This window comes from Mesorhizobium sp. Ca11, from assembly GCF_020165275.1.
Lineage (GTDB): Bacteria > Pseudomonadota > Alphaproteobacteria > Rhizobiales > Rhizobiaceae > Mesorhizobium.
Window position 1 is genome coordinate 437,438 of sequence record NZ_JAIUHU010000001.1, and the last position, 11,556, is coordinate 448,993.

An 11,556-nucleotide genomic window follows, 5' to 3' on the forward strand; every position below is an offset into this window, starting at 1 on the left:
CCATGATTTATCTGACCTTTATCTATTCTGCGGCTTCAAAAACACCTTTCGTTGCATCCAGTATTTTTGCCGTCCGTATCCAGAAGCTCGACAGGAAAGCCGGGTCGCGAAGCGCCTCCAGCTGCTGCCATTGCGGGAACGACGCGGCGAATGTCTCAGGTCCCATGCGGGCGTCCTTGTAGGGGTTCACCGCGCCGCCCGCCTCGACCGTGATGCGGTCGAGTTCGGCGAGCAGCCGCAACGTCCTTTCGCCCCGGTTGGGGAAATCGAGCGTCAGCGTGTAACCGGGCCGCGGGAACGACAGCAGCGCCAGCGAGCGGACATCGCCGAAGCGTTTGAGCACTGTGAGGAACGACCCCTCGCCCGCCCGCCGCGTCGCCTCAAGCAGCGCAGGCACGATGCGGCGCGCATTGGCCTCCGGCACCACGCTTTGGTGCTGGAAAAGTCCACGCGGCCCGTAGAGCCGGTTCCAGTCGCGGACCCCGTCGAGCGGAAAGAAGAAGCTTTGATAGTCTGCCTGGTGCGGAGCCTGGGACCTGCCCTTCTTCCAGCGGTAGGCCGCGTTGAAGACGGTCAGGAAATGCCGGTTGAGTACGTTGAATGGTAGCTGCACCGGCACGGAGAACCGGCTGCCAGCGCGCGCCGCCGCGTGCGAGCCGTGTTCGGCGTGGTTGCCGGTGAACAACAGCCCGCGACCGCCCCCATGACCGCTGGCAAGCTGATCGATCCAGGCGACGGCATATTCGTTGGCCTTGTCGGCAGCCTCGGCAAGATCGAAGAATTCGCCGAGATCGCGAAACCGCGTCGCCTTTTCCACTATGTCGAGCGAGGGCACCCGCATCAGCTTGATCGATGCCGACAGGATAAGTCCGGTCAGCCCCATGCCGCCGATCGTCGCCCCGAACAGACGGGCATTGTCGGTCTGCGAGCAGCGATAGGTTCGGCCGTCGGACCGAAGCAGCATCAAAGCTTCGACATGGCAGCCGAAGGTGCCGCGCCGATGATGGTTCTTGCCATGGATGTCGTTGGCGATCGCGCCGCCCAGGGTCACGAACTGCGTGCCTGGAACCACGGCCGGAAAGAAGCCGTAGGGGGCGGCATGAGCGATGATATCGCAAAGCAGCGTGCCGGCATCGGCCTCGAGCACGCCGGTCTCGGCGTTGAAGGAACGGATGCGGTTGAGCGGCCGCATGTCGACCACCATGCCCGCATCGTTCTGGCAACTGTCGCCATAGGAGCGGCCATTCCCGTATCCGAGCAGCGATCCGGTCTTCGCCTCGCCGCGTTTAAGCAAGGCGATCGCCTCGTTCGCCGGGATCGCCTTGCGCGCCGGCGGCGTCGCCAGTCCGAAGCTGCCGAAGCGCTCGTGCCTCATCACCAGCCTCCGGCGACGAGGAAGACCGCGCCGATGGCGACGACGATCTGGCTGCGCCAGTCGCGGATGATGAAGACGACCGGGTCGTCATGCATCTCGTCGCGGCGGGCAAGGATCCAGACGCGCATCGTGAGATAAAGCACGATCGGCGCCAGCGGCCATATCAGCCAGGGATGCGGATAGAGCTCGCGCACCGCCGGGCTGTCCATATAGAGCGCCAGAACCAGCGCCGAGGAAAAAGCCGACGCCATGCCGGCCTGGGCGACGATCTCCTGGTCCTCGGTGCGATAGCCGCGGCCGGCGATGCGCTCGCCGGGCGGGATGGCCGTGGTGCGCAACTCGACGAAGCGCTTCACCAGCGCCAGCGACAGGAAGAAGAAGATCGAGAAGGCAAGCAGCCAGAAGGAGACGTCGACGCCGGTGGCGGCCGCGCCCGCCAGTACGCGGATCGTGTAGAGGCCCGCAAGCGTCAGCACATCGATCAGAAGCATGCGCTTGAACGACAGCGAATAGGCGGTGGTGACGGCCAAATAGCCGGCAAGCACGCCAAGGAATTCGATCGGAAGGAAGAGGCCGGCGGCGATGCCGATCGCAAGCAGCGCGGCGATCGCGCCGAGACCGAATGGGATCGACAATGCGCCGCAGGCGAAAGGCCGGTTGCGCTTGGTCGGATGCTTGCGGTCGAGCGCGAGGTCGAAGAAATCATTGAGAATATAGATGGCGGACGCAGCGGCGCTGAAGGAGGCGAACGCCAGCAGGCATTCCCAGATCATGTTCGGGTTGAAATATTCGTGCGACAGCACCATCGGCACAGCGATCAGCGCGTTCTTCAGCCACTGATGCATGCGCAGCATCTTGATGTAGGTCCTCAGCGCCGGCCTCGGTGTGGGCATGGCATCGGCTTGATGCGCCGCCTGCCAGCGCCGGGCGCTGCGGTCGGGCGCCACCACGAGCGCGTTGCGCGCTGCGTCGAACACCTTGAGGTCGTGCCGGCTGTTGCCGGCATAATCGAAGCCTGCATCGCCATAGGCGGCGACAAGTGCCGCGCATTTCCTGTCGGAGGTCATGTTGTGCGGACCGTCGGTCGCCAGCACATGATCGAAAATGCCGAGATGCGCCGCGATCGCCTCCGCGAATTTGCGCGGCGTTCCCGTCGCCAGCAAGATCTTGCGACCCTCCCGGTGCTCGGCGCGCAGCCGGTCAAGCAGATCCTGGCGGTAAGGCAGCGAGGCCGGGTCAATGTCGACGCGGCCGGCGATTTCCTGCTTCAGCCGGGCCGGCCCGCCGATAAGCCAGAGTGGCAGGAGAAAGACATAGAGCGGGTTCTTCTTGAGGAGGATGAACAGGCCTTCCCACAGAAGGTCCGTTGCGATCAGCGTACCGTCGAGATCGACCGCAAGCGGAATTGCGTTCCTGTCCGACCTCGCGTCCATGGTCCTGCCCCGATAGAGCGCAGGATCCCGAAACTCCGATCACGGAAAGATCACGCGCCAACTCAACCCACGCCGTATGCCGGCGTCCTCGGGTCGGAAATAGCGGGTCATGACGCAGCGAACGTTAAAACGTCCGGTTGCAGAGCATTGTCCTACCAGGTTTTCGCCGTCATCGTTAAGCGTCGGCTACCGGAAACGATAAAAGGCCGGACATTGGTCCGGCCTTTGCCAATCTTACCCCGCCAATCTTGCGGAAACGGTTACTTGATGCGGGCCGCGCCGCCCGAGATTTCGACCGTTTCCGAGCCGGTCAGGGCTTCGAGGTCACCATTGGGCAGAGTGACGAAGCAGCCGCTCGAGCAGAACTCCACCGTCTCGCCGGCGGCAAGCGTCAGCTCGCTCTTGGCGCCGCCTTCGGTCACGACCAGGGTCCGCGTCTGAGCGTCCCTGTTGATCGCGCTGGCGGCGAAAGCCGAACCGCCCAGGGCCAGCAAAGCGATGGCGGCAACGACAGACTTCCACATTGCAATTCCGGTGTTCGCACACCGCCTCTGTTCAAATTTGCAAGGCATTCTCGCCCTTTGCATCGAAGCTTATATGAGATGTTACCTGAACCGCAACTGAATGCCGCATTCATGCCACAATCGGTTTCGGCGCCGGATGAACGCAGCGTGTGGCCATTTGCAGGCCGGCCTCACCTGAATATCGATTGCACCTTAGCCGGGGTCCGGCTTGCGGCCCCTGCGCTTCATCTTGGCCAGCCGTTCCCGCTCGGCCGCGGCTTCCGCCTCCAGCCTCTCGCGCTCGGCGAATTCGGCTTCGATCTTGTCGTCGTCGATCGGCCAGGCTTCGTGCTTCTTGCTCTCGACCACGGCGCGCGGCGTCGATGGTATCTCGATCTGCTCCTGCTCGAAGATATCGAAGATGGCGAAGCGGATATCGTTCTGGACGACGCTGCCATTCATGATGTCGGCGACGAACACGCGGATCTCGAATTCGAGCGCGGCCGCCCCGAAATTGGCGAAGAGGACGAACGGTTCGGGATTCTTCAGCACCATCGGATGGGCGCGCGCAATATCCATCAGGACGGCATGGACGCGTTTGACGTCGCTGCCATAGGCAACGCCGACCTTGATGTCGATGCGCCCGAGCTTGTTGCGATGCGTCCAGTTGCCGACCGCATTGTTGATGAGGTTCGAGTTGGGCAGGATCACCGCCTGCCGCTGGAAGGTCTCTATCTCGGTGGCACGCACGCTGATCTTCCGCACCGTGCCGCTGACGTCGCCCGCCACGATCCAGTCGCCGACCTTGAACGGCCGCTCGGCAAGCAGGATCAGGCCCGAAACGAAATTCGAGACGACGTTCTGCAGGCCGAAGCCGATACCCAGCGAAAGCGCGCCGGCAACCAGCGCCAGATTGGAAAGATCGATGCCCGCCGCCGAGATGCCGACCAGGCCGGCGACCGCCACGCCGGCATAGCCGACGCCGAGCCGGATCGAGTTGCGCACGCCGGCATCGACCTTGCCGCGCGCCATCACCGATCCGTCTAGCCAGCCCTGGAACCAGCGCGTCAGGAAATAGCCGATGACGAATACGACGATGCCGCTGAGGATGCCGAGAAAGGAGATGGTCACCGAGCCGATCGTGACGCCGGTCGCCAGCTTGTAGGCCCAGGCCTCGATATCGCCGGGCTGGAAGCCCCACATCAACAGGATCAGCGGCAGGAACACCACCACGATCATCAGGTTGATGGCGATGCTGACCACCAGGCCGAGCTGGTCGAGGGCGGTGTCCTCGTAGCTGGAGTTTTCCGAGAGCCATCGTCCGACCGAAGTGTCCGCGAAGCCGCCCTCCTCTCCGATCGCGCGTGCCGACAGGAAGCCGATATAGGCCGTCACCAGCACGGTGCCGGTCACCACGACCTGGAACGAGACGAAAAGCGCCAGGCCGATATAGCCAAGCAGCGCCGCCGCGATGGTGAACAGGCCGAGTCCGATGGCGATGAAACGAAGCCAGGCCGGCCAGGGGCGTCGTGAGCCGTCGGCCGCCCTGAACGGCCGCAGCAACCCCATCAGCACGAGGATGACGCCGACGATGATGCTGGCGACAACGCCCCTGGCGATCGTCAGCGAAAGTGGCGAACCCATCTTCTCGTTGACGACCGACAGGAAGTAATTGAACCCGAGTACCAGCGCCATGGCGGTCGTCAATCCGACGAGCCAGCGCGCGGAACCGGTCGCGACCGGGATCAGGCGCCAATTGGGCAGGCGCGGCTCTAGCGCAGCGTTGGTCAGCCGGTTGACGCAGAACACCATGGCGATCACCGTCAGCAAGGCATTGAGGAACGTGCCGATATCGCCGCGCAGCACATTGTAATAGTTGAAGAAGAACACGGCCGAGGCGAAGAAGACGCCGAGCGCCAGGGTCGGCAGCAGCGTCGACCAGAACGCCACCGACAGCCGGCTGAGATAGGAAGGATCTTCCACGGTCGGGTCGGCCTCGAATATCCGGCCGAACAGGCGCCTGCCGCCGATCAAAAGCACCGCCGCCAGCGCCAGAGCCATCAGCGTCGCCGCGAGGATCGCCTGGAACTTGAACCTGACGGCGAAGCTCGCCCACGACGACACCGCCTTATAGAGGCCCGTGAACTGGTCATGCGCGTCGGAAAAGGCCTGCGGGCTCAGGGCGTCCGTCAAGTCGTAGTGCTTGGTGATGACGCTGCGGAAAAGCTCGCTGCGCATGACGGCGATCTTGTCGACCAAGCCGTTGACGCGGATCGACAGGTTTTGCGCGCTGGCGACGACTGCGTTGATCTGAGCTTTTTCCGTGGCGAGCGCGCTGCGCTCGTTGCTCACGATCACCGGCTCCGGGGGTTGCCCCTGCGCCGGCGGCTGGCCGAGGACCTCCGCGCGATTGTTGATGTCGGTGAGGCGCTGCCGGAATGCCAGCGCGCTGTTCAGCGCCGCGCGCGAAATATCCTCGAGCTGCAACCGGATGTCGACGAGCCCCGCATCGTCCTGGTCGGGGTCGCTCAGTTTCTTTTCCAGGCCGTCGGTCCTGGCTGTCAGGACCTGGATGGCCTTGGTCTGGTCGGCGATGAGTTGCGACGAGCCATGGCCGATCGCCTGCGCCGACGCCTTGAGCGCCGGCTGCCCGAAGACAGCGACGATGACGACCAGAAGCAGGCGCAGCAGGCGGAAGAACATGACTTGGTTGGCGACTCGCGGCCGAAAAATTCTCGAAATTTCCGCCTTTGATAAAGACCGGCCTATCGGGCGGCAAGCCGTCCCGATCGTGCCGACGATAGTCGGCCTGTCGAAAAGCGATGGCGCAATCTTGGCTTTGCGCTTCCCGCCTGCTCTATAGTCTGCCGCCTCGCACCATAAGGACGATAAGAAGAATGGCGGAATATTCAGCCTTCTCGCTGCTCAAGAACGCGCTGACCGGCAACAAGGATTGGAAGCCCGCCTGGCGTAAGCCGGACCCCAAGGCTTCCTATGACGTGATCGTCATCGGCGGCGGCGGCCATGGTCTTTCGACCGCCTATTATCTCGCCAAGGAACACGGCATCACCAACGTCGCGGTGTTGGAAAAGGGCTGGCTCGGCTCCGGCAATGTCGGCCGCAACACCACGGCGGTGCGCTCCAACTATCTCCTGCCGCAGAACACCCGCTTCTACGAATATTCGATGAAGCTGTGGGAGAATCTCTCGCACGACCTCAACTACAACGTCATGTTCTCGCAGCGCGGCTGCCTGAACCTCGCGCACACGCCAGCCCAGCTCGATGACTATGCCAGGCGCGGCAACGCCATGCGCCATCTCGGCGTCGACGCCGAGCTGATGAGCGTCGACCGGATCAAGCGGCTTGTCCCGGCGCTGGATGTCTCGGGTTCGGCGCGCTTTCCCGTCCTTGGCGGGCTGATGCAGCCGCGCGCCGGCACGGCTCGGCACGACGCGGTCGCCTGGGGCTATGCGCGCGGCGCCGACCGGCGCGGCGTCGATATCATCGAGAATTGCGAGGTGACCGGTTTCCTGCGCGACGGCGACCGCATCACCGGCGTCACGACGACGCGCGGCGAAATCCGCGCCAAGAAGGTCGCGCTTGCGGTTGCCGGCAGCACCGGCCGCGTCATGCAGCTTGCCGGCATCACGCACATGCCGATCGAAAGCCATGTGCTGCAGGCCTTCGTCTCGGAATCGCTGAAGCCCGTCGTCGACACCGTTCTCACCTTCGGCATGGGCCATTTCTACATCTCGCAGTCCGACAAGGGCGGCCTGGTCTATGGCGGCGACCTCGACGGCTACAACAGCTACGCCCAGCGCGGCAGCCTGCCGATCGTCGACGAGGTGATGAGCGAGATGGTGGCGCTGTTTCCCGGCCTGGCGCGCGTGCGCATGCTTCGCTCCTGGGGCGGCCTGTGCGACATGACGATGGACGGCTCGCCGATCATAACCACCGGTCCGCTGCCGGGCATGTATCTCAATTGCGGCTGGTGCTATGGCGGCTTCAAGGCGACGCCAGCCTCCGGCTGGTGCTTTGCCTACACCATTGCCAAGGACGAGCCGCACGAGTTCAACGCGCCCTTCACGCTCGACCGTTTCTACCGCGGCCTGGTCATCGACGACAAAGGCCAGGGCGCGACGCCCAGATTGCACTAGGGGTTGGATTGAAAATGCTGATCACCTGTCCCTATTGCGGCCCGCGCGACGTTATCGAATTCACCTACCAGGGCGACGGCAACCGCGAGCGGCCGCAGCCCGCCTCGCAGGATCTCGACGCCTGGAACGCCTATGTCTACGACCGGCTGAATCCGGCCGGTGACCACAACGAGATCTGGCAGCATTCCGGCGGTTGCCGCGCGCATCTCAGGGTCGTGCGCAATACGCTCACGCATGAGATACTGAGCACCGCCTTCGCTCGCGGCGGCCACAGGGCGGAGGGCCGCTCGTGAGCCCCCGCCGCACTGAGACCGGCGGCCGGATCGACCGGCTGCGCACCATCCGCTTCACCTTCGATGGTGCGCCCTATACGGGCCATGCCGGGGACACGCTGGCCTCGGCGCTGCTTGCCAATGGCGTGACGCTGTTCGGCCGCTCCTTCAAATATCATCGCCCGCGCGGCCTGCTTGCCGCCGGTGTCGAAGAGCCGAACGCGCTGGTGACGGTGCTGCGTGGCGAAGTGCGCGAGCCCAACATCGCCGCAACCATGGTCGAGATCTATGACGGGCTCGTCGCCGTCAGCCAGAACCGTACCCCCTCGCTCGCTTGGGATATCGGCGCCCTCAACCAGCTCGGCGGCAAGCTCCTGTCGGCCGGCTTCTACTACAAGACCTTCATGGGGCCGGTGATCAGCCCGCTGAAGGGCACGCGCTTCTGGATGTTCTGCGAGCATTTCATCCGTCGCGCCGCCGGCCTCGGCAAGGCTGGCACCGCTCCCGATCCGTCTCGCTACGAGCGTATGAACGCATTTTGCGACGTGCTGGTCGTCGGCGCCGGTCCGGCCGGCCTGATGGCGGCGAAAGCCGCCGCCGACCAGGGCGCCCGCGTCATCCTTGCCGATCTCGAAGCCCATTTTGGCGGCTCCGCCAACTGGTCGGGCGAAACCATCGACGGCATGCCTGCCGCCGAATGGGCTCAGCGCACGGTCGCGCAGCTCGGAGGCAACGACAACGTGCGGCTTTTGCCGCGCACGACGGTGTGGGGCTATTACGACGGCAACACGCTGGCCGCCCTCGAACGGGTGACCGATCATAAGGAGGCGCCAGCCAAGGGCGAGCCGCGCCAGCGCTACTGGGCGATCCGCGCCGGCACGGTGGTGCTCGCCACCGGTTCCTTCGAGCGGCCGCTGGTGTTTCCGGGCAACGACCGTCCCGGCGTCATGCTGGCGCATGCGGCGGAACGTTACGTCAATGAATATGGCGTGCTGCCGGGACAGCGCATCGCGCTCTTCACCAACAACGACAGCGCCTACCGCTCGGCCGTTGCATTAAAGAAGGCCGGCGCGACCATTGTTGCCATCGTCGATGTCCGCGCCGACGTCTCGAACGACATGCGCCGGCTCGCCGGCGAGGCCGAGGCCGAGCTGCTGGACGGCCACGCCGTGGTTGCGACCGAGGGCGGCAAGGCCCTCACCGGTCTCAAGGTGCAGCGCTTCGACGCCATGAGCGGTGCGCTGAGCGGCGATGCCCGCAGTATCCATGCCGACAGCCTTTTGATGTCGGGCGGCTGGTCGCCGACCATTCATCTCGCCAGCCAAGCGGGCGCCAAGGCTGAATGGGACCCGGCCAGGCAGGCCTTCCTGCCGCCCAAGCCGACGCAGCGCTGGATCGGCGCAGGCGCCTTCACCGGCAGCTTCTCCACCGCCGAAGCCATCGCCGAGGGCCGCGCGGCCGGCGTTTCGGCCGCCGGCGGAACGGCGGCTCCCGCAGCCCTGCCGATCGTCGAAGCCGCCCCCGGCGATCCAGATCCGGCGCCGGTCTTCGAGATCAAGGCCAAGGGCAAGAGCTTCGTCGACTTCCAGCACGATGTCACAGCCGAGGACGTGCGGCTGGCGCATCGCGAAGGTTTCGTATCGGTCGAGCACCTGAAGCGCTACACCACGCTCGGCATGGCGACCGACCAGGGCAAGAACTCCAATGTGCCTGGCCTTGCGATCATGGCCGAGGCGCTCGGCAAGCCGATCCCCGAAGTCGGCACGACGCGCTTTCGCCCACCCTACACGGCGGTCTCGATCGGCTCCCTTGCTGCCGAGCGTTTCGGCGACCTCAAGCCCGAGCGACTGACGCCGATGCATGACTGGCACATCGCCAATGGCGCAACCATGTATTCGGCCGGCCTATGGTACCGGCCGATGATCTACGGCCTTCCCGGCGAGACGGTCGAGCAGGCCTATGTCCGCGAGGCCAGGGCGACGCGTGAAAGCGCCGGCATCGTCGATGTCTCGACGCTGGGCAAGATCGCCGTGCAGGGGCCGGACGCGGCCGAGTTCCTCGACCGCGTCTACACCAACATGTTCTCCACTTTGGCCGTCGGCAAGGCCCGCTACGGCTTGATGCTGCGTGAGGACGGGCTTGCCTTCGACGATGGCACCACCTGGCGGCTCGGCGAGCAGGAATTCCTGATGACCACCACCACCGCCAATGCCGGCAAGGTGATGCAGCATCTGGAATATTTCCTCGACGTCATCTGGCCGGAGCTGAAGGTCACCGTCACCTCGGTCACCGACGAATGGGCGGGCGCGGCGATCGGCGGACCGAACGCGCGGGCAATCCTTGCTTCCTGCGTCACCGGCACCGCAGTCGACAACGCTGCTCTGCCCTTCATGGGCATTGTCCATGGCCGGATCGCCGGCGTCCCGGTGATGATCTGCCGCCTGTCCTTCTCCGGCGAAATGGCGTTCGAAGTCTACTCCGGCGCCGGCTACGGCACCCGCGCCTGGGAAGCCCTGATCGAGGCCGGCCAGCCTTTCGGCCTTGTGACCTATGGGCTAGAGGCGCTGGGCACGATGCGCATCGAGAAGGGCCATGTCACCGGCGCCGAGATCGACGGCCGCACCACGGCGCGCGACCTCCATCTCGACTGGATGCTGTCGAAGAAAAAGCCCTTCATCGGCTCGGCCATGATGGACCGCGAAGGCCTGATCGCGCCTGACCGGCTCGAGCTGGTCGGACTGATCGCCCTCGACAACCGGCCGCTCAACGGCGGCGGCCATATCGTCGAGGACCTGGACGAGGACAATCCGCACGACTCTCTCGGTCACATCACCGCCTGCTGCTATTCGCCGGCGCTGGGCAAATACATTGCGCTTGCGCTGGTCAAGGGCGGCAAGGCGCGCCATGGAACGCGCGCCTTCGTCTCGGATCCGTTGCGCAACCGGTTTGGGCCGGTCGAGATCCTCTCCAACCATTTCTACGATCCGGACGGGAGCCGCATGCATGGCTGAGCAGCATTTGCCCGAACGCCAATCGCCGCTCGAGCCTGATTATCATCCGGGTTCGCACGGCAACTTCGAACATGGCGTCGATGTCATTCTGTCCGAGACGCGGCCGGGCTCGATCCTGCAGCTCGCCGCCTGGCCGGGTGAAGAGAAGCAGCTGATCGAAATTATCGGCAAGCTCACCGGTCTCGCTCTGCCCGACGGGGCCGGCGGCGGCGTGAGCAGCGGCGCCCGCGCCGCCTTCGGCTTCGCGCCGGGAAAGTTCACCGTGGTCGACGAAGCGGAGGGGCTTGCTCAAGCCTTCGCCGGCGCCATCACGCCGGCCATCGGTACGCTGACCGATCTCTCGCATGGCCGTACCGCGATCCGCATCGCCGGTCCGAAGGCTGAATGGGTGATGGCGAAGTTCTTCGCTATCGATTTCGCCTTGCCGGCCTTTCCACTCGGCGCCGGACGTTCGACCAACCATCACGACATCTTCGCCCAGATCCAGCGCAGCGGCCCAGACCAGTTCGACATCTACGTCTTCCGCTCTTTCGCGCGCTCCTTCTGGAAGGCCTTGTGCCACGCCTCGGAGGAAGTCGGTTACGAAGTGCAATAGCCCGCTCGGGCGTTGCTGGCTTAGCATTGGTCCCGGCGGCATCTGGCATTATTGACGGCTACAACTGCTGCTTGAGCGCTGGGCCAGCAGGCGCGATAGGTAAGGAATCACGGGCGTTTGCCAGGGCAAACATCCGCACCGGCAACCAGTTCGACCATACCCTTCCATGACTGTTGAGACTTCGGCGACGGCCACGACCCGCTTTGCTCC

8 protein-coding genes are annotated in these 11,556 nt (G+C 64.6%); 4 read left to right on the forward strand and 4 right to left on the reverse strand.

Annotation, left to right across the window (positions count from 1 at the left end; all coding sequences use genetic code 11):
• Positions 1-22: 22 nt before the first annotated feature.
• The 4 genes from LB538_RS02150 to LB538_RS02165 form a co-directional block, all read right to left on the reverse strand.
• Positions 23-1,375, reverse strand: coding sequence for an FAD-dependent oxidoreductase (locus LB538_RS02150; RefSeq protein WP_224522720.1), 1,353 nt, complete (start codon positions 1,373-1,375; stop codon positions 23-25).
• Complete coding sequence (locus LB538_RS02155) at positions 1,375-2,808, reverse strand: UbiA family prenyltransferase (protein ID WP_224522721.1); 1,434 nt, start codon at positions 2,806-2,808, stop codon at positions 1,375-1,377. Before LB538_RS02155 ends, LB538_RS02150 begins: the two co-directional genes overlap by 1 nt.
• 260 nt (positions 2,809-3,068) lie before the next feature.
• Positions 3,069-3,332, reverse strand: a complete 264-nt coding sequence (locus LB538_RS02160; protein ID WP_095764911.1) for a hypothetical protein — start codon at positions 3,330-3,332, stop codon at positions 3,069-3,071.
• 192 nt (positions 3,333-3,524) lie between these two features.
• A complete protein-coding gene (locus tag LB538_RS02165; protein ID WP_224522722.1) occupies positions 3,525-6,014 on the reverse strand; it encodes a mechanosensitive ion channel family protein in 2,490 nt (829 codons plus the stop codon).
• 194 nt (positions 6,015-6,208) lie between these two features.
• On the opposite strand from LB538_RS02165, the gene LB538_RS02170 reads away from it, so the two are divergent.
• The 4 genes from LB538_RS02170 to soxG are packed head-to-tail and all read left to right on the forward strand — an operon-like array spanning position 6,209 to position 11,346.
• Positions 6,209-7,468, forward strand: a complete 1,260-nt coding sequence (locus tag LB538_RS02170; RefSeq protein ID WP_224522723.1) for a sarcosine oxidase subunit beta — start codon at positions 6,209-6,211, stop codon at positions 7,466-7,468.
• A gap of 14 nt (positions 7,469-7,482) precedes the next feature.
• A complete protein-coding gene (locus tag LB538_RS02175; RefSeq protein WP_140840018.1) occupies positions 7,483-7,761 on the forward strand; it encodes a sarcosine oxidase subunit delta in 279 nt (92 codons plus the stop codon).
• On the forward strand, positions 7,758-10,751 hold the full coding sequence (locus LB538_RS02180) for a sarcosine oxidase subunit alpha (RefSeq protein WP_224522724.1): 2,994 nt from the start codon (positions 7,758-7,760) through the stop codon (positions 10,749-10,751). The genes LB538_RS02175 and LB538_RS02180 overlap by 4 nt, the downstream gene beginning before the upstream one ends.
• A gap of 7 nt (positions 10,752-10,758) precedes the next feature.
• Positions 10,759-11,346, forward strand: a complete 588-nt coding sequence (gene soxG, locus LB538_RS02185; protein WP_224522890.1) for a sarcosine oxidase subunit gamma family protein — start codon at positions 10,759-10,761, stop codon at positions 11,344-11,346.
• The last annotated feature ends 210 nt before the right edge of the window (positions 11,347-11,556 follow it).

Excerpts from the sequence above, each read along its gene's own strand:
- LB538_RS02170 (WP_224522723.1), top strand. The coding sequence starts at position 6,209 with ATGGCGGAATATTCAGCCTTCTCGCTGCTCAAGAACGCGCTGACCGGC.
- LB538_RS02160 (WP_095764911.1), bottom strand. The coding sequence starts at position 3,332 with ATGTGGAAGTCTGTCGTTGCCGCCATCGCTTTGCTGGCCCTGGGCGGT.
- LB538_RS02150 (WP_224522720.1), bottom strand. The coding sequence starts at position 1,375 with ATGAGGCACGAGCGCTTCGGCAGCTTCGGACTGGCGACGCCGCCGGCG.
- LB538_RS02175 (WP_140840018.1), top strand. The coding sequence starts at position 7,483 with ATGCTGATCACCTGTCCCTATTGCGGCCCGCGCGACGTTATCGAATTC.
- LB538_RS02155 (WP_224522721.1), bottom strand. The coding sequence starts at position 2,808 with ATGGACGCGAGGTCGGACAGGAACGCAATTCCGCTTGCGGTCGATCTC.
- LB538_RS02165 (WP_224522722.1), bottom strand. The coding sequence starts at position 6,014 with ATGTTCTTCCGCCTGCTGCGCCTGCTTCTGGTCGTCATCGTCGCTGTC.